The sequence below is a fragment of the Acinetobacter harbinensis genome, assembly GCF_000816495.1.
GTDB classification, from domain to species: domain Bacteria; phylum Pseudomonadota; class Gammaproteobacteria; order Pseudomonadales; family Moraxellaceae; genus Acinetobacter; species Acinetobacter harbinensis.
Genome location: NZ_JXBK01000001.1, coordinates 1,101,400 through 1,127,018 on the forward strand (window position 1 = coordinate 1,101,400; position 25,619 = coordinate 1,127,018).

Consider the following 25,619-nt stretch of genomic DNA (forward strand, 5'->3'; position numbering starts at 1 on the left):
ATGAAGTCATTAATATATGAACCACCCCAAGCAATACTCATGGTGCTGTTAATTTCAGCAATGCTCACGCCCATCGCCGTGGCTTTTTCATTATCAATATAAACTTTATATTGCGGTGTATCTTCTTGACCATTCGGACGAACGCCTGCAAGACGTTTATCTTGAGCAGCCAAACCTAAAATGGTATTACGTGCAGCAATCAGTTTTTCATGACCATTTCCTGCCGCATCTTTAAGCATAAAGTTAAAGCCTGCCGACACACCTAGTTCTGGCATTGCTGGAAGCTGTAAAGGCATCACATAAGAGGCATCTTTAGCAATCACATTGAGGGCCATACCACGTTGTATCACCGCACCAATTTGCGATTCAGGACTCGTACGCTCGCTCCAGTCTTTTAACTGAATAAACGCCAGACCTGCATTTTGACCGACGCCTGTAAATGAGAAACCTGAAACACTGAAGATCGATTCAACGTTGGCTTTTTCATTTTCCATAAAGAAACCTGTCATTTGGTCAATGACTTTATCAGTACGGTCAAGTGTGGCATTCGGTGGAAGTTGAACCAAAGTCATCACTACACCCTGATCTTCATCAGGTAGGAAAGAACTTGGTAAGTTTTTAAACAGGAATAACAAGCCCACAATCACCACGGCATAAATTGCGCCTGCGATTAATTTATGAACTAAAAGTTTACCCACCCATTTCTGATAGCCTTCAGCCATACGATCGAAACGCGTATTAAATCCACGAAAGAAACGAGCAAAGAAGCCGTTATTCTGTTCTTTGTTTTTATCATGCTGTTTCAACAAGGTTGCACAAAGCGCAGGTGTAAAAGTCAAGGCCACAATCAAGGACAAAACCATGGCCGTGACAAGCGTAATGGAGAACTGGCGGTAAATTACGCCTGTGGTTCCACTAAAAAATGCCATCGGAACAAATACTGCGGTTAAGACCGTCGTGATACCGATCAACGCACCTGAAATCTGTTTCATAGATTTTTCGGTTGCTTCGACAGGTTCAAGATGTTCTTCTACCATCACCCGTTCAACGTTTTCGACCACGACAATCGCATCATCGACCAAAAGACCAATCGCAAGCACCATGGCAAACATAGTGAGGGTATTGATTGAGAAGCCGAAAACATTAATTACCGCAAATGTACCCAACACGACAACAGGAACTGCCAATGTTGGAATAATGGTTGCACGCCAGTTCTGTAAGAATAAGAACATGACAATGAAAACCAAAATAACTGCTTCAACTAAGGTGTGAACAACGCTTTCAATTGAAAGTTTGATAAATGGCGTAGTATCAAATGCTAATTTGTCTTTTAAACCGGCTGGATAGTTTTTACGTAATTGTTCTAAACGCTCTTCAACCGCAGTTGCTGTATCTAAAGCATTCGCACCTGTTGCAAGTTTAATTGCTACACCACCAGCAGGCTTACCATTAAATTTAGAGGTAAACTGATAATTGTCCGAGCCTAACTCAACCTTGGCAACATCTTTTAAGGTTACTTTTGCTCCAGAACCCATACTTTTTAGAAAAATATTTTGGAACTGCTCAGGTGTTTGTAGAAGGCTTTGTGCATTTACCGTTGCATTCAGAACTTGACCTTCAACTGATGGTGCACCACCCAATTGACCCACTGCAACTTGTGCATTTTGGGTACGTAACGCAGCGACAACATCACTTGGTGTAAGTTGGTAGCTGCTTAATTTCGCAGGGTCCAACCAAATACGCATGGCATATGAACCACCAAAGACTTGAACTTCACCTACACCTGCAACACGACTAAGCGGTTCAGAAATGTTTGAGTTTACATAATCTTTAATGTCGGCATCGGTTAACTCACCATTCGGTGAATAAAACGCCAAAACTTGCAAGAAGCTTGCACCAGATTTAGTGACTCTTAACCCTTGACGTTGTACATCTTCAGGTAAAAGCGCCGTGGCCGATTGCAATTTGTTTTGTACTTGAACTTGGGCAATATCAGGATCAATCCCTTGTTCAAAGTTTAAAGCAATAGAAGCCTGTCCGTTACCTGCACTATTTGAAGAAATATAGCGCAAGCCATCTAGGCCATTCATTTGTTGTTCGATAATTTGCGTGACTGTATTTTCTACAGTTTCAGCAGATGCACCAGGATAAGTCGCAGAAATGCTGACCGTGGGCGGTGCAATGGTTGGATATTGTGCAATCGGCATTTTGCTGAGGGTTAAAATACCCGCCAGCATAATCACCAATGCAATCACCCAAGCGAAAATGGGGCGATGAATAAAAAAATGAGCCATTAAATCTACCCCTTATACACTTGAAGTAGCTTTTTGTTCGGTTTTAGCAGCTGCCGGTGCAGCAGGTTTCTCTGCTGTATTGGCATTGCTAGCGGGTGCTGCACCTTGTGGTGTTGCAGCTTGTGGCTGGTAAGGCTTGGCTTTGACAGTCGCGCCATCTTTCACTTTAGCCACACCTTCAACAATCACTTTATCGCCAGTTTTTAAACCGCTGGTGACAATCCAGTCTTTTCCTTCAACACCGGCAGTATCAACCTGACGGGTTTCTACTACACCTTTTTCGTTTACGATCATGGCCACAGCCTGACCGGTCGGAGTGCGGGTAATGGCTGCTTGTGGAATCAAGATGGCATTTGGAATGATGGCTTGCACAATTTGCGCCGTAGCATACATGCCCGGTAACAACAAATGATTCGGGTTAGGGAAGACTGCACGTAAAGTGACTGTGCCGGTGTCTGGATTCACGCTGGCATCCGAGAACGCCAAACGACCTTCAACCGGATAATAACTGCCATCTTCAAGTTTGATTTTGACTTTGGTGTTGTTGCTGCTGTCTAAACTACCTTGGCTTAATTTTTGACGTAAACGTAATAATTCAGCACTAGATTGATTCATATCTACATAAATCGGATCTAAACGTTGAACCGTCACCAATGGATCAGCTTGACTGGCCGTAACTAAAGCACCAACCGTAACCGTTGAACGGTTGGTTTGCCCAGAGATGGGTGCGCGAACGGTTGAATAGCCCAAGTTAATTTGGGTATTTTTAAGTTCAGCTTGGGTTGCCGCTAAATCAGCCTCAGCCAATTTTACTTGTGCATTGATGTCGTCATATTCTTGCTTGGAAATGGCGTTGCTGCCGACCAGTTGACGATAACGGCCTTCTTTCACGCGTAATACATTTAAGTTGGCTTGTTGGCGTGTGAGTGCAGCACGTGCGCTATCAACGCTGGCACGATTCGTACGATCGTCAATTTCATACAACGCCTGACCTTTACGTACATAACTGCCTTCGGTAAAGAGTCGTTTTAAAATCACACCACTGGTTTGGGGGCGGACTTCGGAAATCTCAAAGGCCGTGGCACGACCTGAAAGTTCTACCGATTGCTCAACACTTTGCGGTTGGGCAACAATAATACCTACTTCTGTCGGCGGCATTTTTTGGGCTGCTGCAGCTTGCTGCGCATCCTTTGGATCTTTGCTACAACCAACAAGAGCAATACTTGTTGCTAATGCGCAAGCGGTTAGGGCGGGAGCCCATAGCTTTGCAGACATCATTATTCCACCTCGATTAGATTCTTATCTAAAAATTAATTTGTCTTCGCTCTACTGAACTTGGCATACCCTAAATACAGCAGCGAGATCCAAATAAAACTTATGCTCCAACCTGCTAATACATCAGAGGGAAAATGTACGCCAAGATAGACTCTTGACAGTCCCATGATCACTAGCCACAGCACAGCACAAAACCAGATGATGTGATGCTGGGGATGTTTTTGACTAAGATAAATAGCAAGACAACCCAAAGTAGCTGCATACATACTGTGCGCACTAGGAAATGAAGCACCATAGCTTTCAACCAGATGATACATTTCAGGGGGACGAGGTCTTGAAACTAGATATTTAAGTAGCCAAACAATGGCAATACTCCCTACCAGCCCTAAAGCAATAAAAACCACACGCTGATATTTTTTATACCAAACTTGATATAAACACCAGATTGTGGTTAAAAATAGCACAAATAGCATGCCACCTACAGTAGATAAGGTACTAGAAATTATATTTAAAGTGCTACTGCGTTGCTGACTCATCCAAACCACAATCTGTAGATCGAGTTGACTTAAGGCCGGAACAAAAAGCATTAATACACTGAAAATAAATAATAAAAATCCTATACCAAGCAAGAAGTAGGGCATGTCATAGACCTGTATAATATGAGCAGATTAGAGCATATGACTCATGATTGGGTAAAGTGTACTCATCAGTACACTTTAATTCAAGTCTGTGAAATAACGCTCATTTCCTTTTGTACTGAGTTTTTAAGCACAAGTAAAACAAAATAACCCACTCTTTAGATCAAGATTTTGGCGATGAAGAACCATCTTCAACTTCCAATGGGGTTTTGGGTGGCCAAAAAAAGTCGCTGGGACGGGTTAAAAAATGTGTGAGTACCAGTTTGGCCAGCGGTTTCCATTGTTCAAAGCGAACGCGCCGTGCGCGTAAAGCCACAATAATGGTTAAAGTGAAACTTACAAATAAGTTGGTTAAACCAATTAACAACACCCCAAGAAAGGAGACAAAAATCAGACCAAGCTCAGGCGTATCATTGAGATTGATTAAACCTTGAATAAAGTTGGCCGAGGCAAAAGCAATATGGCGAATATCCAGCGGTAAACCTAAAATAAAGCCAATCGTGCCCATACTGCCCAGCATAATACCGAATAAGAAATTCCCTGCCAGTGCCCCTAAATTACCTTCAATATAAACCGCAAATCGGTTCAGTCGCTCTTGACCTAAAACCTGTTTAAGTTTGGCATGCGCTTTTAAGCGTAAGCCAACTTTGCGATAAATGGCCATATTGTCAAAATAACCAGCAATTAAGCCGGAAAAAAACAAACAGATGCCTGCAATCGCGGCATGCGGAATGGCCAATGAAGTAAAAGGATTTAGAGAGTGTAGCGTGTGACTGGCTTTGGTGTGAGTCAGTAATGGCTCGTGCAGACCGTATTCCCACAATAAAGTAATAATAGCCGCCACTGGAATGGCAATTGAGATGTTGCCTAAAATAGCAATAAATTGGGTACGAATAATATTAATAATCAATGCCGCAAGTTCAGCAATTTGTGCCGTTTTAGAGCCTTTACGCTGCTGTACCGTGGCTGCCAATGCTGCAGCCGTCATGGCCGGTTGTTTGGTGGCTACGGTAAAATGTAGCACATGAATCAGCATAAAACCAAAAGAGTAATTCATGCTAAAGACAAATGCCTGCATCATCGGTGCCAGCACCAACCGTGCAGATAAAATCTTTAAGGTGGCCATAATGGCAATAATCACCCCAGCACCCGCCGCCGATTTGTACATCGACCAAAAACCTTGCTTATCGGTACTTACATAATGACCACCGGTTTTACTGGCATTTTCAGTCACTTGTAGAGCAATTAATTCACTGTTGGTAGCCAGTAGTGAACGCACGCTACGTTCGCTATAAATGGCCGTGGTGATATCCACCATCAGTAAGCCTAACGATTCATAACGAACTTGATCTTCATCGACAATCAGGCTGAGCAATAACTCAATCCGATCAAGACACTGTTCCAGTAAAGACAATAAATAGGTCAGACTTAAACTCACACCAATTCTTTTGGTGGCACGGCGGATTTTTAACACCACATCGCGGCACTGTTCCATCATCACCAAAGCTTGTGCAGCATCAGGCGGGACAATCACAGCCATCGGGTCAGTATTGTGTTCGAGTTTTTTGTGCGCTTGAATAAATTCGACAATTTCGCGATTCTGCACCAAAAATGGCGATTCATATTCAGTTAAATTGGGCTGAGCATCAATAAATTCAGGATGCAGACCAATGCCACTAATGCGATAAGACAAGACCGTGATGGCTTTAATCAGCTCACTTTTGATTTTTTGTTTTTCGTTTTGATTGCTGTGACCTTGGTTGATTAAAGCAAATAATTTTTGCCAATCCGCTTCATCAATGCTGTCGAGCCAATATTTATCACTACGTTGATGAAACACGCGCCGTACTAAATCTTGCAGTTGGCTTTCATCATTAATCAGTGGCAAAAAATGTGCGCCGAGACGCTGCGAAAGCTGATTCCAAAAACCATCGAGCGATAAAATGCCCGTATCGGCATATAAACTGGTTTGTTTGTACTGATTGATGAGCTTTAACACGAAATTTTGCAAAGTAATTGCAGCGTTTGGTGTGATCAGTAAAGATTGCACGAAAGCTTGAAATTTTTGATCAATTTCTTCGTTATTACTGGCATCTTCAGGACGAATGCGCTGTACCAATTCAATCAGTAATGCACCTTCTAAAACAGCCTGATCTGCATCAAGCTGTTGCTGCATACGCAAAAATAGATCGTTAAAATTTATATACATAAGAGCGTGATGAAGCTATTTGCGGAGGCTTTCATTATTGAATCCGGTTTAAGGCAAGTTGGGTTAAATTAATCAAGGCTTGGCGATATTCACTCTCAGGCAGATGTGCTAAAGCCTGTAAGGCTGCTTCAGTTTCTTGCAAGGCGCGTTGGCGACAATAATCCAGTGCACCACAGTTTTGTACAATACTGACCACACGATCCAGCTGTGCTGTACCGCCAGTGGCAATACTGGAGCGAACAATTTGATGCTCTTCACCTGAGGTTTTTTGCAAGGCTGAAATTAACGGTAAGGTCGGTTTGCCTTCCATCAGGTCATCGCCAATATTTTTGCCTAAGGTTTCAGCATCCGAGGTGTAATCTAAAATATCATCAATAATTTGAAAGGCATTCCCAAAATGACCGGCAAAGGTGCGCAGTGGTTCGCGGTACTGCGGTGTACCGGCTAAAATGGCTGCACCTTCGGTTGCCAGTTCAAACAAGCGTGAGGTTTTGCCGTGAATAATATCGAGATAGGTTTGTTCTGTAGTATCGGGTTGATGCTGTGCTTGTAATTGCAGTACTTCACCTTCAGCAATTTCACAAGTGCCGGTGGAGAAGTCTTTGAGCAAGGTCATGTTGTTTAAATCAACCAGCAAGTCGAAGGCACGAGAAATTAAAAAGTCTCCGACCAAAACAGCGGTTTGGTTATTCCATGTGGCGTTGGCCGTTGGACGACCACGGCGTAAGCCAGATTCATCCACCACATCATCATGCACCAAAGTGGCGGTATGTAGCATTTCAATGATCGCGGCAAGCTTACGATGAGACTCTAAGTCGGTTGCACCGCAAGCCTTGGCAGCCAATAAACACATAATCGGACGCATCCGTTTGCCGCCAGCTTCAACCACATGCTTACTAACAGCCATGACTAAGGCAATTTTTGAGGTAATGCCTTCATTAATAAATGTGTCCATCGCAGCAAAATCTGAAGCAACAGGAGCGAGAATGTCTTGCTTAAAGTCGATGGCCATACCCAGAGGAACCCTTATAAAATTGAATTGCTTATTATATCGTGGCGCAATTATAGCAAGTGATAAAGCCAAGATCTGAATTTGGCTGGTTAAATCTATACTCAGCAGAAATTTATCAGCAGTGTATCCATCTATAATTCGCTAAATAGCTGATTGCGCGAGCATTGCCAGTCTATACTAGCGAATTGATTTTAAAAATCTATTTCATTTTATAAAATTAAGAACTCAAGATGTATAAAATATTTATTTTTTGAACATTTAAGTGAAGATAAAATAAACAATATTGAAAAGCGAAAAAACACTAAAATGGCTTGTTGTTTGATTTATTATCACTTAATATGTTTGCCCTTATAGATACCCCAGTGGCGTCCGTCTTAAGAGCGGTATATTCCAGTACCGACACGACGACACGGGCATGTTTGGAGTACATTATGTACGCAGTAATCCAAAGCGGTGGTAAACAGCACCGTGTGATCGAGGGTGAAACCCTTAAAGTAGAATTGTTGAAAGCTGAAACTGGCGCAACCATTACGTTTGATGACGTATTGATGCTTGTAAACGGCGACAGCATTCAAATTGGTGCTCCAGTTGTTGCTGGTGCTACAGTAACTGCTGAAGTAGTTAGCCACGGTCGTCACGACAAAATTCGTATTATCAAAATGCGTCGTCGTAAACATTACCGTAAACAACAAGGTCACCGTCAATGGTTTACCGAGTTGAAAATTACTGCTATTTCAGGCTAATTACGAGGAGTAATAAACATGGCTCACAAAAAAGCCGGTGGTTCGACACGTAACGGTCGTGATTCAAACCCTAAAATGTTAGGCGTTAAAATGTTTGGTGGTCAATCTGTGACTGCAGGTAACATCATCGTTCGTCAACGTGGTACAGAATTCCACGCGGGTACAAACGTTGGTATGGGTCGTGACCATACTTTATTTGCAACCGCTGATGGCGTGATCAAATTTGAAGTGAAAGGTCAGTTTGGCCGTCGCTACGTAAGAGTTGAAGCTGTATAAGCTTTAATTTTTAAGAAAAAACCCACATTTAATGTGGGTTTTTTTATGCCAATTGTTTGATTAACACAATGATTCAATCTTCATCATGATGAAGAAATCCCTACAATCCATATTAATAACCATACAAAACTTCTTATTTTCTCAATTATTAGCGCTAAAAATTGGTTTAAGATAAAAGCTTAAAGAAATTGCGCTCTAGCAAATAAAAAGGTGATGATATGAAAATGCTTCGTAAAACTCTATGTGCGATAACCTTTGGGGCAGCCACACTGGCACCCGTCATCAGTACTACTGTTTTCGCTGCGCCTGTTGCAGCATCGGAGCAACAAGCCACCACGAATTTGGTTAAACAGCTGAGTGATATTCGTAGTTTGTCAGCAAATTTTGAACAAACCACCAAAGCCACTTCGGGTGCAAAAGCGCCACAGAAAAAAGGACTGACTGGACAACATATGAATCAGACCTTTACTGGAGTGATGAAAGTTGCACGTCCGGGGAAATTCTTCTGGGAAACCAGCAGTCCATCGAAACAGACCATTGTTGCTTCAGGCAAAACCGTCTGGATTTATGATCCAGATTTACAACAAGCCGTTCGTCAAAGTTTAGATGATCAAGTTGCCAATACACCGGCACTGTTGTTGTCGGGTGACACCAGTCAGATTATGAAAGCTTATCGTGTTACGCAGCCCGATAAAGGCAAAACCTATTACACCTTGCTGCCTAAAGATCAAGATGGTGCATTTCAAAGTTTAACCATTAGTTTTGGTGCCAATAAAGCCCCGACTTTAATGATTTTACAAGATTCCTTGGGTCAAACCACGCATGTGAAGTTTAACAATGTCAAAGTAAATCCAAGTATTCCGGCCTCAACCTTTAATTTTACCCCGCCAAAAGGCACCGATATTATTGACCAATAAGCTGTACCTATTCAAACCACCTTCGGGTGGTTTTTTTATTGTTTTTTTACGATCACATGCATAAATCGACAAAAGATAAAATGCAGAGTCTTGGTTTAATTGATGCTTTAGGCTGATGATTGTACGGCTTTATTTTTGAATAAAGTCATCTCATTTAAAGCGCTACACAACACGACTGAATATTAGGTTGCTACATTTCTGTAATTTTATCGCGATCGCATTATTCGTATAGTGGCAGTATTCATTTTAAGTACAGGATACGGTCGCCGGATGAAATCCACTGCATTAAAATCTTGGTTAATCAGCAGTTCACTGCTGCTGAGCGCCGTAGCACTCAGCGCATGTCAGCCCAAAGGTGAAGGGACTGCCGATAGCGCCAAGCCACAACAGGTTCAAGAAAATACGATAATGGCCATTCAAGCCAAAGTGGTTCCGGTAAAATTGACCAAGTCTGAAGCCTGTGATGCTGAAGGTTGTATGCAATATGATATACAGACCATTCAAAGTAACCTGAAATGGATTGATGATTATTTTATCGACCGGATTCAAAAAGCCGATCCGATTGCTTTTTCAACCGCGCCAAACGAAAAAATAAATACTGCTGAAGGTGCGGTGCCGAATTTAAGTCAAAGTTCCACTTATGTGCGCTTTGTGGATCAAAATTATAATCGAGCGACTTTTGCGCTGCAAAGTTACAGCTATTCAGCAGGTGCTGCGCATGGGATGCATCACCAAGAATTCGTTAATTTTGATTTAAAAAGTAAAAAACGCTTGGCTTTACAGGATGTCTTGGTTAAAGGTGCCGAGCAATCTGTATTGGATGCTGTATATGATGCCAATACAATTTGGTTAGAGGAACATAAGATTGAGCGCAGTAAGCTGAACTTAAGTGATAATTTCTATTATGGGGCCAATGGTATTGTCTTTGTTTATCCATTGTATGAGCTAGCCTCTTATGCAGAAGGCATGAGTGAATTGACCTTGCCGTATGTGGCGGCGCAAAAATTGATTAAAGCTGAATATCTGCCCAGTTTACCCAGCTATCCCAACTCTTAAGTTTAAATAAATGCGAGGAAATTTGCGCTAATAAGCCGCAGCTAGACAGGTGATTACTGTCTTTTTTGCGCTTTAGCGCTTACACTATAGCCAGTTTTTTTCTTTGTAAAAGATTGGCGATGATCGACCCAAAATTAATCCGAAATAATATTGAGGCTGTAAATTTAGCCTTAGCAAAACGTGGTGTTCAGCTGAATGTAGCGGAGTGGGCTTCACTCGAAGCGCGGCGTAAAGAGCTTCAGTCTAGAACTGAAGCTTTACAAGCTGAACGTAATGCAGGTGCTAAGCAAGTCGGCCAAATTAAAAAATCCGGTGGTGATGCCACTGAAATTATGGCGCGTATGTCTGCCATTGGCGATGAAATTAAAGCTGCTGAAGTTGCACTGACTGAGCTACAAGCCGAAATTGAAAACAAATCTTTAACCATTCCCAATATGCCGCATGAGTCTGTACCTGAAGGGAAAGATGAAGATGACAATGTTGAAGTTTTAACTTGGGGCACACCGCGCCAGTTTGATTTTGAAATTAAAGATCATACTGACTTAGGTGAATGGATGGGCGGTTTGGAGTTTGAAACTGCGACTAAATTGACCGGCACGCGCTTTAGTGTGCTGAAAGGGCCATTGGCGCGTCTACAACGTGCGCTCACCCAATTTATGCTTGATACTCACACGCTCAAAAATGGCTATACCGAAGCCTATGTGCCGTATTTGGTGAATGCGGAATCTTTGCGCGGTACAGGTCAACTGCCTAAATTTGAAGAAGATTTATTTAAACTGCAAGGTGAAAAAGAATATTATCTAATTCCAACTGCTGAAGTGCCAGTGACCAATTTTGTACGTGATGAAATTGTTGATCCAGAGCGTCTACCGCTTAAATATGCTGCGCATACGCCTTGTTTTCGCAGTGAAGCAGGTTCTTACGGCCGTGATACGCGTGGTTTAATTCGTCAACACCAATTTGATAAAGTTGAAATGGTGCAAATTGTTAAACCTGAAGATTCAATGCAGGCGTTAGAAGAATTAACCGGTCACGCTGAAGGCATCTTACAAGCACTGGGTCTGCCATATCGTAAAATTATTCTCTGTGGTGGTGATATGGGTTTTGGCGCGATTAAAACCTATGACTTAGAAGTTTGGGTGCCGAGTCAAAATAGCTATCGTGAAATTTCAAGTTGTTCATGTATGGGCGACTTCCAAGCACGTCGCATGAAAGCACGTTATCGTGTCGATCAAAAGAAAACTGAATTTTTGCATACCTTAAATGGTTCGGGTTTAGCGGTTGGACGTACTTTACTGGCGGTGATGGAAAACTATCAACGTGCCGATGGTTCTATTGAAATTCCAGTGGCACTGCGTCCGTATATGGGCGGTACAGAATTCATTAATTAATGAATCGATTAAGCGTAAAACTTATGCTGTACAGCACGCTTATTTCAGCCTGAAGACCATCAGATTTAAACTATTGAGGTAGTGTGTGGATATTTTTCCAATCTCTTTGAAGTTGCAACAGCAACCGTGTCTGATTGTCGGAGGCGGTGCGATTGCCTATCGTAAAGCGGTACTTTTGGCCAAAGCCGGCGCAATTATTCATGTGGTTGCACCTGCGATTGAAGCCAAGTTATTGCAGTTGGTACACAGCACGCAAGGGCAGTATCTGCAAGCGCCGTTTAGCCTAGATATGCCGCTGCGGCATTATCGATTGGTTATTGCGGCCACCAACGACAAAATGGTCAATATCCAAGTCTTTGAATGCTGCGAAGCGGAAAATATTTTGGTCAATAGTGTGGATGATCTGCCGCATTGCCGTTTTATGGTGCCTGCGATTGTGGATCGTTCTCCGTTGGTGCTGTCGATTGCCAGTAATGGCACATCGCCAGTGTTATCGCGGCAAATCCGAACCCAGCTCGAATCTATTATTCCGCATGGCATGGGCAAACTGGCAGAATTTTCCGGTAAATGGCGCGCTGCGGTGAAAGTTAAAATTGTTAATCCGGATGAGCGCCGTATTTTTTGGGAAGATTTATACGCCAGTCCGTTAAAAGAGCAAGTGTTTAATGACAATATGGCAGAAGCTGATCGTCTTATTGAACAGGCTCTAATGCAGTGGCAAAAGCCCAAAGGTGAAGTGTATTTGGTGGGTGCAGGGCCGGGTGATCCGGAATTACTTACCTTAAAAGCATTACGCTTGATGCAACAGGCCGATGTGGTGATTTATGATCGTTTGGTTTCGCCTGCAATTTTAGAGTTGTGCCGCCGTGATGCCGATAAAGTTTATGTTGGCAAAGCGCGTTCCAATCATAGTGTGCCACAAGAGGGCATTAACGCATTATTGGTTGAATATGCCGGAAAAGGTAAACGTGTTTGCCGCTTAAAAGGCGGTGATCCATTTATTTTTGGGCGGGGTGGTGAAGAAATTCAAGAACTGTTTGCTGCTGGCGTGACTTTTCAAGTGGTGCCGGGCATTACCGCAGCGTCGGGTTGTGCTGCATATGCCGGTATTCCTTTAACGCATCGTGACTATGCACAAAGTGTGCGTTTTCTAACCGGTCATTTAAAAGAAGGTTCACCCGAGTTGCCGTGGCAGGAATTGGTTTATCCCAATCAAACCTTGGTGTTGTATATGGGTCTAGTGGGTTTAGAAAAAATTTGCGCCCAGTTAATTGCCCATGGTCAACGCTCAGATATGCCCGTGGCACTGATTTCTAAAGGCACCACCCCTGAGCAAAAAGTGGTGGTTGGAACCTTGGCGGATATAGCTGACAAAGTGACTCAGCATCATATTCAAGCGCCGACTTTAACCATTATTGGTGAAGTGGTCAGTTTGCGCGATCAATTACAATGGCAAGGCTAAGACTGGCCTTGTACTATTCATCCAGTCGAGAAAATTTGTGATTCATGTTGTTTTGTATGAGCCTGAAATTCCAAGTAACACTGGGAATATCATTCGTTTATGTGCCAATACTGGTGCGCAATTACATTTGGTTAAACCGCTCGGTTTTGAACTGGATGATAAAAAGCTCAGACGTGCGGGTTTAGATTATCATGAATGGGCGCATATGAAAGTGTGGGAAAACCTTGCAGAATGTCTGGCTTATTTACAAGAACAGGGCATTGACAGTGATGCGATTTATCCGCTTACCACCAAAGGTGCCCAAACACCGCATACCTCTGATTTAAATCGTCCAGTGGCCTTGTTAATGGGGCCAGAGACGCGCGGTTTGCCTGAATCGGTACGTATGCTGTTTCCAGAACAACATTGGATTCGTTTACCGATGGCGCCGACGTCACGCAGTTTGAATCTCTCCAATGCAACGGCTGTGATTTTATATGAAGCATGGCGTCAGCAAGATTTTAAAGTCTTGCTCTAAAATTTAAGCCTAAAAAAGGCTGCCTTAAAGTGGTCTTTTTTAGGCTTAAAATGTTTTGGCATCATAAATATTTGGCTATTTTAACTTGTATGATTTGATACTTTAGCTTTATGTTTGAGTTGCATGCTGAGTCAAAAATAGGCATTTAAGATATAAAAAAGACGCAATTGAGCGTCTTTTTTATATGCATGAATCGACAGATTAATGAGAGTCATCAAACTCATTGTGTTGTGGTGCAGGATGTTTAAAGCCTTTGGTTTTATAACCCAAGTATAAAACACCAAACATGGCCCACCATAAACCAAATTTAAGTGAGGTTTCTTCAATTTCTAGCCACAGTGCAAATACACTAATGAAACCGAGAAGCGGTACAACCACAAAGTTTACAATGTCTTTAACGTTTTTGGTGCGTCCATCACGTAATGCATAACGTGAAATGACCGACAGGTTAACAAAGGTAAAGGCCGTGAGTGCACCAAAACTAATCAATGAAATTACCGTGTCTAAACTCATAAAGCCAGCAGTTAAAGCCACCAAGCCCACAATTAAAATATTGTAAGATGGGGTTAAACTTTTCGGACTAATATGACCAAAAATTTTCTTATTAATTACGCCATCACGGCCCATTGCAAACATTAAGCGTGAGACACCAGCGTGTGCTGAAATTCCAGACGCCATCACTGTCACAATTGCAAAAGCCAATACATAAGATTGGAACAGCGAACCACCAACCAACATTAAAATATCTGGTTGTGTTGCAGCGACATCGGCAAAGTAACTTTTTGGATCATTTGGAAAGTAGATTTGCATGAAGTAGGCACTGATAATAAAGATCACACCGGCAATTAAAGCAGTCAGAAAAATTGCTTTAGGCAAGGTCTTTTCAGTGTCTTTAGTTTCTTCAGCCAATGAGCTTAATGAATCAAAACCGGTGAAAGAGAAACACAGTAAAGTGGCACCCGTCACCAATGCACCCACTGAGGTGATCTCATTCCAAAAAGGCTCAAGACTCCACAATTGATAACGCTGATCTGCTGAAATCGGACCATCAGCATTAAAGCCCGCTTGTAATTTGCTGTAGACCAAATAGGTGAATACTGCAATCACAATCAATTGAATCAGTACAATTAAACTATTAAAGTTGGCAACGAAGCGCGCCCCTTTTAAGTTTACCGCGGTCATAAATGCGGTCAGAATCACCACCCACATCCAGTGATTAACCCCTGGAAATAAAGCTTCAAGGTAAATCACAGCCAAAATAATATTGACCATTGGCGACAATAAATAATCGAGCCAAGAGGACCAACCGACCATAAAGCCGATATTGGGATGAATTGATTTTTGCGCATAAGTATAGGCCGAACCCGAAGACGGATAGCGGCGAATCATATGACCGTAACTCAAGGAGGTTAATAAAATTGCAATCAGTGCAAATATATAGGATGTCGGTACGTGAAAATGACTTTCTTCTGATACTAAACCGAAAGTATCAAACAACGTCATCGGCTGTATATAGGCTAAACCGATAATAATAATGTGCCAGAGTCCCAGCGTTTTTTGCAGTTTAGCTGCCGATGGAGTCCCAGAGATATTTGTCAACGGCGTTATCCTCTTAATCGTTGATCAAGGATCAGTCATATTTATAAGGATCGTTTGAGACCAACGATCCTCCCGAGATGAATAAAATAAAAGTGCGCCAATCTACCCCAGTTTGAGCGCTTTTGCCAATCCCTTTCGCATTTTTATGGTGAAAAGTCACGTATCGAGTAAAAATGCTGTATTTCATGGCTGCAAACAAAAGCCCGATGTTTTTAAAACATCAGGCTAATGGGTGAGCAAGAGCAAGCTATTGATTAAGCATTACCATGCTTGTTTTAAGATCGCCTTTAAATCATTTAGATTGGCTTCTTTTGGATTATAAATAATAGAGCCATCATTTAAGGCCTTTTCCGCCACTTCATCGAGTTGTGCTTCGGAGACCTTGCCCGTTTCACGCAAGGTGCGCGGCAATTTCGTTAATACATATAAACGATCACGCATGGTTAGAATGGTCGCAATGGCTTTATCGGCACGTAAATGAGCAGGAGTCTGCGCGTAAATATCGGCACCAGCTAAAGGCAGCAACAGTTCCGCAATTTTATCGCCATTCACTTCTTTGTTGTATTCCAGCACATAAGGCAAGAACAGGTTCATGCATAAGCCATGCGGCAAGTGTGCTACTGCACCTAAAGCGTGGCCCAATGAATGTACTAAGCCGACCATTGAGTTAGAAAAGGCAATACCGGCCATGGTCGAGGCTTGCGCCAATTCCAGACGACCAAATTCTTCGCTCGGGTTATCGAGCACATTAAATAAGCTGGTGCTGACTTTTTTAATGGCCGCTGTAGCATAGGCATCACTAATCGGATTGGCCGCCATACAAGTATAGGCTTCGACTGCATGTGTCAGTGCGTCCATTGCGGTCATTGCGGTTAAGTGTGGCGGTAAGGTTTGCGTCATGCGTGGATCAAGAATGGCAGCATGCGGCATTAAATAATAAGAGGCAAAAGCCATTTTGACATTTTTTTCAAGGTCAGACACCACCGCAACCATGGTCACTTCAGAGCCGGTGCCTGATGTCGTGGGAATCACAAAAAATGGTTTGAGTGGTTTTGGCAGGTTATGCGCGCCTGAGAATTTCAGTAAGTCATCGCCGCCTTCGCTCACCAAAATATTGGTGGCTTTGGAGGTGTCAATCACAGAACCACCACCGACAGCAATAATGGCATCACAGTTATGCTCGCGATAAGCTTTTGCCGCCAGACGAACGGTTTCGACACTGGAGTCAGGTGGAACATCATCAAAGATATAACCAATCACCGCATCGGTAGATTCAAATGCAGCTTCAATTGGATTTAATAAGTTGTTAGCGCGCACGCCTTTATCGGTAATAATCAGCGGACGTTTGGCACCTAATGTGGCAAGTTCAAACGGAATGTGTTCTAACGCGGCATGACCTGCGATGATTTTTACTGGACAGAAAAATTCGTAATAAGGCTTAGCCATGTTATGCACTCCGTTTAAAATATGATTGGGCGAGTTTTAAATAAATGTGGGCAGCGCCAGTAAGTTTTTCTTTTAGGCCCAATTCATGTGGATATTGTTTAACAGCCAGTTCAGCAAGCAGTTTAGGTAAAATCAGCGCTTCCATTTTATTTAAGCAACGTACCAAACGAATGGCATAGCCGACATCGCCATCTGCAATCATACGGTCATGGGCAAAAGCTTGCGCAGTACTTTCTTGAAATGAAAATACTAAAAATGCATGACTGAGATGCTTAAAGGTAATGGTCAGGTCAGGCTTATTTTCGACACTGTGCAACAGTTCTAATTGATGATCGGGCGTGACTTTGGCAATAAAAGCGGGCCCATGTGGAAATACATTCATCGACAGAACGAATCCTACAGGAAATTTAGCCACTTCTTGTTTTACTTCTTCATCGACTTGACTCGCCATGACTAAGCCTCTGCCAATCACATCCATCATGAGTTTGACATAGACCAGTTGTAAAGCGGGCTTGACGGATTTGGTTGAAATCACTCGCGCATCCCTTATCTAAAAATATTCTATTAATTTAGAGTAAATACTCTAATTTATTTTAATGTTAAAAGCAAAGTTATTGTTGCTTAACTTGAACTTCATTAAAGTAACCGCTGTGATTTAAAGTTTCAATCATATCGCAACATAAATCCTTAAACTGTGGATAGGGGTGTACCAAGTCCATCATGCGAATCATTTCCAGTCCTGCATAGCCACACGGGTTAATGGTGTGAAAGCCGGAGAGGTCACAATCAATATTCAGTGCAAAGCCGTGATAGCTGCGTCCTTTACGAATTTTAAAACCGAGTGAACCAATTTTTCGATCCGCAACATATACCCCCGGTGCATCGGGCTTTGCATAGGCGTCAATGTCATACTTTTTTAAAAGTTCAATCATTAAATTTTCAGTATACGACACTAAGCTGCGCACATTCCAACCTAAGCGGTTCAAATCAAACATAAAGTAGGCCACAAGCTGTCCTGGGCCATGCCAAGTGACTTGACCGCCGCGATCGGTTTGCACCACCGGAATATCACTGGGCAGTAAGATGTGTTCAGCTTTCCCGGCTTGTCCTTGCGTCAGTACCTCAAGATGCTGCAAAATCCACAGCTCATCAGCCGTATTTTCATCGCGGTTTTCAGTGAAACTTTTCATGTGCTGAAAACGATCGAGATAGGGCGTAAGTTGATTAAATTGGCGAATAATTAAACTGGGTTTGAGAACAGCATCCGTCATGTGCAGCGCGTCCTTAAATTTGAGTAAGATGAGTAATTATAATCAAGTCAGCACTAGATGGCAGTCAAAAGTATTATTAGAATTCATTTTTATTTTTAAAGATACAATCATGTGGTTATAAAAGAAAAAACACGCCAATCAGCGTGTTTTTTATACTATTAAAGTGCGGTCTTAATCAAAGGACAGGCCGCTAAATCGGCATACAACGCATGCACTTGTTCAAGTTCAATAAACACAAGTTGCGCAGTCAAAGAGTGATATTTACCAGTGCGCGATGGCTGCACTTTCAGGCTTGAGCGATCAAATTCAGGGAAATGTTTCACTAAAATTTCGACCACTGCAACGTGTAAATCGTCGCCTGCTTCGCCAATCAGTTTAATAGGATAATCCATTGGGAAAACCCAAAGATCTTCTCGTAGTTCACGAGACGGTGTACGGTCTAACATGGTCATAGTCGACCCCTTTATCTGAAACGCCTGCTGATGCAGGCGTTGTGTGTCTTGAATAATAAATGGGGTTCATGAATAACTTTTCAAGTCCCCATGGCTATTCTTAAAAATTAGTCATTTTCTAAGAATGAGCGTAAATGCTCCGAACGCGATGGATGACGCAATTTACGTAATGCTTTGGCTTCAATTTGACGAATACGTTCACGCGTTACATCAAATTGTTTACCGACTTCTTCCAAGGTATGATCGGTTGGCATATCAATACCAAAACGCATTTTCAATACTTTGGCTTCACGTTCAGTTAAGTTTTCAAGCACTTCACGTGTGGCTTCTTTTAAGCCTTCTGAGGTCGCTGCATCAATTGGAGAGGTGATATTACCATCTTCAATAAAGTCACCCAAATGCGAATCTTCATCATCACCAATTGGAGTTTCCATCGAAATCGGTTCTTTGGCAATTTTAAGTACTTTACGTACTTTAACTTCATCCATTTCCAGACGTTCGCCTAATTCTTCAGGGGTTGGCTCACGGCCCATTTCTTGAAGAAGTTGACGTGACACACGGTTGATTTTGTTAATGGTCTCAATCATGTGTACTGGAATACGAATGGTGCGTGCTTGGTCGGCGATTGAACGGGTAATTGCCTGACGAATCCACCATGTCGCATAGGTTGAGAATTTATAACCACGACGGTATTCAAACTTATCCACGGCTTTCATCAAACCGATGTTGCCTTCTTGAATCAAGTCGAGGAACTGTAAACCACGGTTGGTGTATTTTTTCGCAATTGAAATGACCAAACGTAAGTTGGCTTCCACCATCTCTTTCTTCGCACGACGCGCTTTGGCTTCACCGACTGCCATACGTTTCGAGATTTCTTTAATATCTTTAACGGTTAGACCCAAGTCTTTTTCAATATCGGCAATCTTTTGTTGGAACGCCAAGACATCAGGACGTACTTTTTCTAAATAAACTTTTTGCTCAGCAGGTGCTTTGGCAATTTGTTCGTCTAACCATGCTGGGTTGGATTCTTGATCGGGGAACGAGGTACGGAATTGGGTGCGATCCATACGACCACGACGTACAGCATAACGCATCACTTCACGTTCAGAAGTACGAATTTGTTCGTGCGTGCCGCGAATCATTTCAGCCACAATATCAAATAAACGTGGGGTAAATTTAAACATCATAAACACAGATGCCATTGCTTCAAGTGCTTCTTCTGCTTGCTTGCTGTTGCGACCATGTTTTTCAATCGCGGCTTTGGTGACTTTCCAGGTATCTTCTAACTGGGTAAAACGCATACGGGCAATTTCTGGATCAGGACCTGATTCGCCTTCCGTTTCATCTTCCGTTTCAGCTTCTTCTTCTTCGTCATCATCGAGTTTAACGTCTTTGGTGGCTTTTTCGTCTTTTTTGACGATTTCAACTTCTTCTTCGATAACTTCTGGAATAACTTCATCAGATTCTGGGTCTAAATAACCCGATAAGATATCAGCAAGACGACGCTCACCTAGGCTGACATCATTATATTCTTTAAGCACCACTTCAACCGCATTCGGCCAATAGGCAATAGAATGCAGAACGTCACGAATACCTTCTTCAATACGTTTGGCAATACTAATTTCGCCTTCACGTGTTAAAAGTTCGACCGTACCCATTTCACGCATATACATGCGCACAGGATCGGTTGTACGACCTGGCTCACTTTCAACAGAGGCAAGAACAGCAGCAGCTTCTTCTTCAGCAACTTCATCAGTGGCTTCGGTATTGTTACCGTCGAACATGGTGTCATCAGCTTCTGGTGCACGTTCGTGTACCGGAATGCCGACGTCTTGAAGCATTTGAATAATGTCTTCAATCTGTTCGCTTTCAGTGATCGAGGCTGGGAGATGATCGTTAACCTCAGCGTAAGTTAAGTAACCTTGCTCTTTGCCTCGGCTAATCAGAGCCGCTACTTGCGAAGTAGGGGAAGTTTTATCGCTCATCTTTGCTTACTCTTCGTTGAATCTGGGGCAGTGAAAAACCGTGCATGATAGCACAATCCGCTTAAAATAGTCTTGGCCATTGCTTGCTCAAGTGTCGTATTGAAAATATGACTTTGATTTAATAGCTATTCTCGATATTGGGTTGGATTTTTCTTTTTCAAGCCCTATCCGCACAATCTCTTTAAAATACAATTAATTTAAAGCAATTTTGAACACTTATCAATACAGCATATTCCGGGCTTAAAACCGGCATAAATTGAATTTATAGGCTAAAAAATTAAAAAAAACTTGACAAGAATTCCGAACAGAGATAAATAGCGCCTAGACCCATTTACTTTTTTTCACCATGAGGTGGTTTTAGTGTCTTCTACAGATTTTGAACTAGAGGAAAGCTTCAGTGAAGATGAAGTTAGCTTTGATGAAGTTTCGAGCAAAATTACAGCCAAAGAGTCTTTAGAGAAGCGTCGACTGATTGACGATCTACTTGCACAACGTCGTTTAGAGCGCCAACTGAAAGATTTTGATTACGATTTAGATGATGACGATTTTGACGATGAAGAAGACTAAATTGTGATTTAGCATAGCCCGTTAAAATGTTATGCTAGGCGCAGTTATTTTATTGAATTTGGATTTTAAATGAGTGCTTTAAATTTAGACCTATTGAGCGAATATCTAGATGGCGACCAAAATGAGCATGGTCTAGATTTTGCAGCCACTCATGGTTTTTTATGTGCAATTGCCGTTGGCCCAACTTTTGATAAATGGCTCGATGAACTTTTCGATAATAATCAAAAGAAAGTTCCTGCAGAGATGTTGGCACAAGTGCACGCATGGTTAGAGGCTATTCGTCAAAATTTAGCCAATGAAGAAGGCATTGCTTTTCCTTTTGAAATTGAAGAAGCATCTGTTGAATCAAGCTTAGGTGATTGGAGTGTTGGCTTTGTTGACGCAATGTTCCTAAACGAAGATGCATGGTTCACGCCTGAATATGAAGAACAGTTGGTTGATTTAACCCTGCCAATGATGGTCTTTAGTGGTGTAGATGATGAAGATCCACAAATGGAATCTTTCCGTCGCAATGGCGAATTGATGGATGAAATTGCTGAAGAAATTCCAGACAATTTAAATGAAATTTATTTGATGTATCACACACCTGCTTAATTTATTGCCATAAAAAAACACCTCAATCGAGGTGTTTTTTTATGGCTTATTTATACATTTAGCTTTTGTGCACAGCGATTGGCATACCAACCAAAGCTGACAAAAAATACCGCTGCATGAACCAAAATAAGCAGCAGCATCATTATGGCAATCAAAATAATATTGGTGCTTTTAACCACATTTAGAATATTGGAGGTAGCAGGACTCAGTAAGCTGTAGAAGAACAATACCAGACTGGTAATAATCAAAGACGTGATAGTACAACTCCAAATCAGTTGAATTCTTTCATCATCACTTGGACGTCGTTGTTCGCGTTTAACAAAATGGCCGGCCGTGATAAATCCAGCAGCAATCAGCGTGGGTATACTGATTGAGGTATTTAAGTTTAATAAGCTAAATAAAATACCCAGCAGCAGCAATGCAAAACTGTAAACAGCAGCAAAATAAACCAGATAATGTTTCATGAATCTAAAGCCCCAAACCAAATTTAATGAAAATATTAAAACGACTTTCTTTTATGACGATATCGGCGATAAGCAAGCCACAGTAGAAAAATTGCCAAAAGGCTCAAGATGATATAGCTGGCTTGACTAAAAATTTGCTGCATCAGAATTTGGTTTTCACCAAAATAAAAACCTACGCTGGCCAAGAATGTGGTCCAAATAATGGTACCTAAACTGCTATAGAACATGAATTTCCAAAAAGGCATGTGGCTCATGCCGGCAGGAATACTAATCAAGGAGCGTACAGCAGGAATCATGCGTCCAAAAAATACAATCCGATGGCCGTACTGTTCAAACCAGTCGAGTGATTTTTTGACATCCACCGATTTTAAAAATAAGAATTTTCCATAGCGATCTACAAAACGAAAAATACGCTCATGATTGAAGGTATAACCCACCCAATACAACAATGCAGCAGCAATAAGTGAGCCGATGCAACCGGCAATCACGACACCCACCAACAATAACTGGCCTTGTGAGGCAGTGTATCCGGCCGATGGCATAATAATTTCAGATGGAATGGGAGGGAAGATATTATCCAGAAACATCAACAGGGCAATCCCGAAGTAGCCCAATTGTTCCATAATGGATGTAATCCACTGGGTTAGATTCATGTGGTTATACAATGATAAAGGTATCTAACCTATCCTAAAGACTATTTAGAGTGTGGTAAACGTCAATCTAAAATTAAACCGTTTATTCTTGGCTATGTACCAACGTATGGATATAGACTTTTCTTAAGCTATAAGACAACGCCAAAGGAATAATGCTGAGTAAAGCATAAATTCCTAGATTAATTTCTGTCAGATGATAGGCAATAAACAAAGAAAAAATTGTGCCAATTATTGCACCTAAAGTCACAATAAATAAATGTGATTCTTGATTTAAACTATTTTTGAGTTGTTGTATTTTTTGATTATTTTCATCATGTACACGCGAGGACGATCTCATATTCTCAGCTGAATTAGATATTGTTTTGAGCATGATTTAATTCCTTTTTCACGTTATATATTAATAAGTTAGTTTTTATTTGTGATTTAAGTCACACATTAGCAAATTATTAAGCGCTTGGTATACATTAATAGTGAGAATTGGTAATATTTTTTATCTATTGTTGTTTTTAGGTAAACAAAAAAAGCCCTCTATAAGGGCTTTGTTAGCAAGAGCGAATTTCGAGGCTTAGAGACGTTTACGTTTAGCCGCAGTAATTTGCGACTGACGCATGCGAAAACCTTCTTTTTGTTTCTCGCTGGTTTTTTCAATACAGTGCTTGCACGAAACTCCATGCTCATAGCTGGTAAGCTGTACTTCTTCAGGCAATAAAGGCCAACCACAGGCATGACATTTAATGTTTTGACCTTCTTCAACCCCGTGAGTGACCGCAGTACGACCATCAAACACGAAACATTCACCTTCCCACATACTCTCAGCGGCTGGTGTTTCTTCTAAGTATTTTAAAATCCCACCTTTTAAGTGATAGACCTCTTCAAAACCTTCTTGTAACAGCAATGAGGTCGATTTTTCACAGCGGATGCCACCGGTACAAAACATGGCAATCTTTTTATCTTTATGTTGCTCAAGATTTTGTTTTACATATTCAGGGAATTCACGAAAGCTTTCTGTTTTAGGATCGAGCGCACCTTTAAAGGTGCCGGCTTTATATTCGTAATCGTTGCGCGTATCAATTAAAATCACATCATCGCGGGCAATTAAATCATTCCACTCTTTGGCATCTAAATAGTGACCGACCAAATCGCGTGGTTTAACTTCAACGCCTAAAGTGACAATTTCACTTTTAAGCTTAATTTTCATTTTACGAAAAGGCTTTTCATCACTATGAGATTCTTTGTACTCTAGGCTATTAAAGCCTTCATTGAGCAAAAATTGATGAATTTGATCGATTGCATCGCGATCACCCGCCACAGTACCATTAATGCCTTCACCGGCTACAATCAGAGTTCCACACAAATTAATGCTGTTGACCAAGTCTAAAAGACGTTGTTGAAGATCGGTAGGATCTTGAACTTCTTTAAATTGATATAGCGCGGCAACAACCCAACTTGTGGTCGCTTGCTGTTCTACAGGTGCAAGCTGTTCTACAGTAGCGTTCATGGAGACTCCAAATGTATTATGATAGGACAAAATTCAAGGCGCGTATTTTAACGTGAATTGTATGAATAAGCGAGAAAACCATAACGAATATATGGTTTTTAAGTCCGACATAAACATGAGCGATTCGTGGTGAATTTTAGCTTTAATCTGATTTGATAGGATGATTTTGGTCATGGTGTACATAATGGGAGCGCAAGGTGAGTACTGAGCGTCGAATTGCCTCGTTAACCCCTTGTGTCGGACGCTGTTCGACAGTCTTTGGTGATGCTGTTTGTCGTGGCTGCCGGCGTTTTAATCATGAAGTGATTCAGTGGAATACCTATACCATAGAGCAGCACAGCGTGGTGTGGCTGCGGTTAGATGCACAGCTTGATCAAATTTTAATCCCGATGTTGCCTTTGGCTGATTTGCGTCATGTACACGGTTTTATTTTATCAAAGCGGGTTCGTTTTCGTGAGGATGCATCGAAGGGGCGTAAGCTCTATCATGCGCTTAAACTGTGTGAAAAGAATAAACATCTTGCCGAAGAAAGTGGCTTGGGTATTCATAGTCAGCAAGTAAAAGGCATTTGGCAAGAGTTCGAGCGCCGCGTACTGGCCTTGGCGACAGCAAGTTACGATTTCGCTTTTTTACGTGCAGATGGCATTCATCATAATCTACGGCATATGCTCGAAGAGGATTAAAATACTTTATGCTGTTTTTGAGCTATTACGCTAAATAAAGCACTGAACTGGGTATGTGAATCGCATGAAAAGCAGATAAAGACCCAATGCTGTTAAAGCAAGAAGAATGAATTATCTTAATTTTTATGTTCTTTGCAGCATATTTTAATGATTTAACCTACATAAAAAAGCCCGCCAAGTGCGAGCTTTTTGAATCTGTTGATTGCTTTAAGCGACTTGAACCGGAATACAGTTTGCGGTATGGCTGACGGTATTGTTCGGGTTGGCATAGACCAAACGTGGTTTATGCGCATCTGCTTCAGCTGGGGTAAAATCACCAAAAGTCGCAATAATTAATAAGTCATTTACATCAGCTTGATGAGCTGCGCCACCATTCACTGAAATAATACCGGATTTTTCTTCACCACGAATGGCGTAGGTGGTAAAACGTTTACCATTGGTGACATTCCAAACATGAATTTCTTCGTATTCACGGATACCAGCTAAATCCAATAAAACGCCATCAATAGCACATGAACCTTCATAATGAAGTTCTGCATGGGTCACTACTGCACGGTGAATTTTTGCTTTTAATAAACGAGATAGCATAGCTGGCGTCTCCTTAGTCGACCTAAGAT

At 41.8% G+C, this 25,619-nt stretch carries 26 protein-coding genes; 10 read left to right on the top strand and 16 right to left on the bottom strand.

What is annotated here, in order from left to right; genetic code table 11:
* The 5 genes from SE27_RS05105 to sdsA all read right to left on the bottom strand — a co-directional run.
* A partial coding sequence (locus tag SE27_RS05105; RefSeq protein WP_455549969.1) for an efflux RND transporter permease subunit occupies positions 1–2,294 on the bottom strand: 2,294 nt, incomplete at its 3' end.
* Between the two features lie 12 nt (positions 2,295–2,306).
* Positions 2,307–3,572 (bottom strand): efflux RND transporter periplasmic adaptor subunit, encoded by a 1,266-nt coding sequence (locus SE27_RS05110; RefSeq protein ID WP_039621451.1) that lies wholly within the window; start codon positions 3,570–3,572, stop codon positions 2,307–2,309.
* A gap of 32 nt (positions 3,573–3,604) precedes the next feature.
* Complete coding sequence (locus tag SE27_RS05115) at positions 3,605–4,210, bottom strand: phosphatase PAP2 family protein (protein WP_039621453.1); 606 nt, start codon at positions 4,208–4,210, stop codon at positions 3,605–3,607.
* A 160-nt stretch (positions 4,211–4,370) separates the two neighbouring features.
* Complete coding sequence (locus SE27_RS05120; protein ID WP_039621455.1) at positions 4,371–6,416, bottom strand: site-specific recombinase; 2,046 nt, start codon at positions 6,414–6,416, stop codon at positions 4,371–4,373.
* A gap of 34 nt (positions 6,417–6,450) precedes the next feature.
* Complete coding sequence (gene sdsA / locus SE27_RS05125) at positions 6,451–7,428, bottom strand: All-trans-nonaprenyl-diphosphate synthase (RefSeq protein ID WP_039621457.1); 978 nt, start codon at positions 7,426–7,428, stop codon at positions 6,451–6,453.
* Positions 7,429–7,859: 431 nt separating this feature from the next.
* On the opposite strand from sdsA, the gene rplU reads away from it, so the two are divergent.
* From rplU to SE27_RS05160, 7 genes are all read left to right on the top strand, one after another.
* Positions 7,860–8,171, top strand: a complete 312-nt coding sequence (gene rplU / locus SE27_RS05130; protein ID WP_039621459.1) for a 50S ribosomal protein L21 — start codon at positions 7,860–7,862, stop codon at positions 8,169–8,171.
* 18 nt (positions 8,172–8,189) lie between these two features.
* Complete coding sequence (gene rpmA / locus SE27_RS05135; protein WP_039621461.1) at positions 8,190–8,447, top strand: 50S ribosomal protein L27; 258 nt, start codon at positions 8,190–8,192, stop codon at positions 8,445–8,447.
* A 218-nt stretch (positions 8,448–8,665) separates the two neighbouring features.
* Positions 8,666–9,364, top strand: a complete 699-nt coding sequence (gene lolA / locus SE27_RS05140; RefSeq protein ID WP_039621463.1) for an outer membrane lipoprotein chaperone LolA — start codon at positions 8,666–8,668, stop codon at positions 9,362–9,364.
* A gap of 270 nt (positions 9,365–9,634) precedes the next feature.
* Positions 9,635–10,420: an RsiV family protein gene (locus SE27_RS05145; protein ID WP_052251707.1), complete on the top strand. Its 786-nt coding sequence runs from the start codon at positions 9,635–9,637 to the stop codon at positions 10,418–10,420.
* A gap of 119 nt (positions 10,421–10,539) precedes the next feature.
* A complete protein-coding gene (gene serS / locus SE27_RS05150; RefSeq protein WP_039621465.1) occupies positions 10,540–11,811 on the top strand; it encodes a serine--tRNA ligase in 1,272 nt (423 codons plus the stop codon).
* An 85-nt stretch (positions 11,812–11,896) separates the two neighbouring features.
* Positions 11,897–13,273 (top strand): siroheme synthase CysG, encoded by a 1,377-nt coding sequence (cysG, locus tag SE27_RS05155; RefSeq protein ID WP_039621467.1) that lies wholly within the window; start codon positions 11,897–11,899, stop codon positions 13,271–13,273.
* Between the two features lie 37 nt (positions 13,274–13,310).
* Positions 13,311–13,790: a tRNA (cytidine(34)-2'-O)-methyltransferase gene (locus SE27_RS05160; protein ID WP_039621468.1), complete on the top strand. Its 480-nt coding sequence runs from the start codon at positions 13,311–13,313 to the stop codon at positions 13,788–13,790.
* Between the two features lie 201 nt (positions 13,791–13,991).
* On the opposite strand, the gene SE27_RS05165 is transcribed toward SE27_RS05160, so the two are convergent.
* From SE27_RS05165 to rpoD, 6 genes are all read right to left on the bottom strand, one after another.
* Entirely contained in the window at positions 13,992–15,389 is a 1,398-nt protein-coding gene (locus tag SE27_RS05165; protein ID WP_039621470.1) for an APC family permease, read from the bottom strand.
* A gap of 261 nt (positions 15,390–15,650) precedes the next feature.
* On the bottom strand, positions 15,651–16,835 hold the full coding sequence (locus tag SE27_RS05170) for an iron-containing alcohol dehydrogenase (protein ID WP_039621472.1): 1,185 nt from the start codon (positions 16,833–16,835) through the stop codon (positions 15,651–15,653).
* A 1-nt stretch (position 16,836) separates the two neighbouring features.
* Positions 16,837–17,370: a hypothetical protein gene (locus tag SE27_RS05175; RefSeq protein WP_039621474.1), complete on the bottom strand. Its 534-nt coding sequence runs from the start codon at positions 17,368–17,370 to the stop codon at positions 16,837–16,839.
* A gap of 76 nt (positions 17,371–17,446) precedes the next feature.
* Positions 17,447–18,106, bottom strand: coding sequence for a lipoyl(octanoyl) transferase LipB (gene lipB, locus SE27_RS05180; protein WP_039621476.1), 660 nt, complete (start codon positions 18,104–18,106; stop codon positions 17,447–17,449).
* Between the two features lie 158 nt (positions 18,107–18,264).
* On the bottom strand, positions 18,265–18,552 hold the full coding sequence (locus SE27_RS05185; protein ID WP_039623820.1) for a YbeD family protein: 288 nt from the start codon (positions 18,550–18,552) through the stop codon (positions 18,265–18,267).
* 113 nt (positions 18,553–18,665) lie between these two features.
* Positions 18,666–20,543, bottom strand: a complete 1,878-nt coding sequence (rpoD, locus tag SE27_RS05190) for an RNA polymerase sigma factor RpoD (RefSeq protein ID WP_039621478.1) — start codon at positions 20,541–20,543, stop codon at positions 18,666–18,668.
* A 360-nt stretch (positions 20,544–20,903) separates the two neighbouring features.
* Between rpoD and SE27_RS05195 the strand changes: the two genes are divergently transcribed.
* Positions 20,904–21,110, top strand: a complete 207-nt coding sequence (locus SE27_RS05195; RefSeq protein ID WP_039621480.1) for a PA3496 family putative envelope integrity protein — start codon at positions 20,904–20,906, stop codon at positions 21,108–21,110.
* Positions 21,111–21,179: 69 nt separating this feature from the next.
* Complete coding sequence (locus SE27_RS05200; RefSeq protein WP_039621482.1) at positions 21,180–21,704, top strand: YecA/YgfB family protein; 525 nt, start codon at positions 21,180–21,182, stop codon at positions 21,702–21,704.
* A 50-nt stretch (positions 21,705–21,754) separates the two neighbouring features.
* On the opposite strand, the gene SE27_RS05205 is transcribed toward SE27_RS05200, so the two are convergent.
* From SE27_RS05205 to trhO, 4 genes are all read right to left on the bottom strand, one after another.
* On the bottom strand, positions 21,755–22,168 hold the full coding sequence (locus tag SE27_RS05205) for an ABZJ_00895 family protein (RefSeq protein WP_039621483.1): 414 nt from the start codon (positions 22,166–22,168) through the stop codon (positions 21,755–21,757).
* Between the two features lie 35 nt (positions 22,169–22,203).
* Positions 22,204–22,821 (bottom strand): DedA family protein, encoded by a 618-nt coding sequence (locus SE27_RS05210; RefSeq protein ID WP_039621485.1) that lies wholly within the window; start codon positions 22,819–22,821, stop codon positions 22,204–22,206.
* Positions 22,822–22,903: 82 nt separating this feature from the next.
* Positions 22,904–23,191, bottom strand: a complete 288-nt coding sequence (locus SE27_RS05215; protein WP_039621488.1) for a hypothetical protein — start codon at positions 23,189–23,191, stop codon at positions 22,904–22,906.
* Positions 23,192–23,386: 195 nt separating this feature from the next.
* The gene (trhO, locus tag SE27_RS05220) at positions 23,387–24,319 is read right to left on the bottom strand and encodes an oxygen-dependent tRNA uridine(34) hydroxylase TrhO (RefSeq protein ID WP_039621490.1); all 933 of its coding nucleotides are present in this window, start codon (positions 24,317–24,319) and stop codon (positions 23,387–23,389) included.
* 197 nt (positions 24,320–24,516) lie between these two features.
* On the opposite strand from trhO, the gene SE27_RS05225 reads away from it, so the two are divergent.
* A complete protein-coding gene (locus SE27_RS05225) occupies positions 24,517–25,002 on the top strand; it encodes a DUF1289 domain-containing protein (RefSeq protein ID WP_039621491.1) in 486 nt (161 codons plus the stop codon).
* Positions 25,003–25,209: 207 nt separating this feature from the next.
* On the opposite strand, the gene panD is transcribed toward SE27_RS05225, so the two are convergent.
* Positions 25,210–25,590, bottom strand: coding sequence for an aspartate 1-decarboxylase (gene panD / locus SE27_RS05230; RefSeq protein ID WP_039621494.1), 381 nt, complete (start codon positions 25,588–25,590; stop codon positions 25,210–25,212).
* Between the last annotated feature and the right edge of the window lie 29 nt (positions 25,591–25,619).

Coding starts and splice junctions, on each gene's coding strand:
- SE27_RS05110 (WP_039621451.1), bottom strand. CDS start 3,572: ATGATGTCTGCAAAGCTATGGGCTCCCGCCCTAACCGCTTGCGCATTA.
- SE27_RS05115 (WP_039621453.1), bottom strand. CDS start 4,210: ATGCCCTACTTCTTGCTTGGTATAGGATTTTTATTATTTATTTTCAGT.
- SE27_RS05120 (WP_039621455.1), bottom strand. CDS start 6,416: ATGTATATAAATTTTAACGATCTATTTTTGCGTATGCAGCAACAGCTT.
- sdsA (WP_039621457.1), bottom strand. CDS start 7,428: ATGGCCATCGACTTTAAGCAAGACATTCTCGCTCCTGTTGCTTCAGAT.
- rplU (WP_039621459.1), top strand. CDS start 7,860: ATGTACGCAGTAATCCAAAGCGGTGGTAAACAGCACCGTGTGATCGAG.
- rpmA (WP_039621461.1), top strand. CDS start 8,190: ATGGCTCACAAAAAAGCCGGTGGTTCGACACGTAACGGTCGTGATTCA.
- lolA (WP_039621463.1), top strand. CDS start 8,666: ATGAAAATGCTTCGTAAAACTCTATGTGCGATAACCTTTGGGGCAGCC.
- SE27_RS05145 (WP_052251707.1), top strand. CDS start 9,635: ATGAAATCCACTGCATTAAAATCTTGGTTAATCAGCAGTTCACTGCTG.
- serS (WP_039621465.1), top strand. CDS start 10,540: ATGATCGACCCAAAATTAATCCGAAATAATATTGAGGCTGTAAATTTA.
- SE27_RS05170 (WP_039621472.1), bottom strand. CDS start 16,835: ATGGCTAAGCCTTATTACGAATTTTTCTGTCCAGTAAAAATCATCGCA.
- lipB (WP_039621476.1), bottom strand. CDS start 18,106: ATGACGGATGCTGTTCTCAAACCCAGTTTAATTATTCGCCAATTTAAT.
- SE27_RS05185 (WP_039623820.1), bottom strand. CDS start 18,552: ATGTTAGACCGTACACCGTCTCGTGAACTACGAGAAGATCTTTGGGTT.
- rpoD (WP_039621478.1), bottom strand. CDS start 20,543: ATGAGCGATAAAACTTCCCCTACTTCGCAAGTAGCGGCTCTGATTAGC.
- SE27_RS05200 (WP_039621482.1), top strand. CDS start 21,180: ATGAGTGCTTTAAATTTAGACCTATTGAGCGAATATCTAGATGGCGAC.
- SE27_RS05205 (WP_039621483.1), bottom strand. CDS start 22,168: ATGAAACATTATCTGGTTTATTTTGCTGCTGTTTACAGTTTTGCATTG.
- SE27_RS05210 (WP_039621485.1), bottom strand. CDS start 22,821: ATGAATCTAACCCAGTGGATTACATCCATTATGGAACAATTGGGCTAC.
- SE27_RS05215 (WP_039621488.1), bottom strand. CDS start 23,191: ATGCTCAAAACAATATCTAATTCAGCTGAGAATATGAGATCGTCCTCG.
- trhO (WP_039621490.1), bottom strand. CDS start 24,319: ATGAACGCTACTGTAGAACAGCTTGCACCTGTAGAACAGCAAGCGACC.
- panD (WP_039621494.1), bottom strand. CDS start 25,590: ATGCTATCTCGTTTATTAAAAGCAAAAATTCACCGTGCAGTAGTGACC.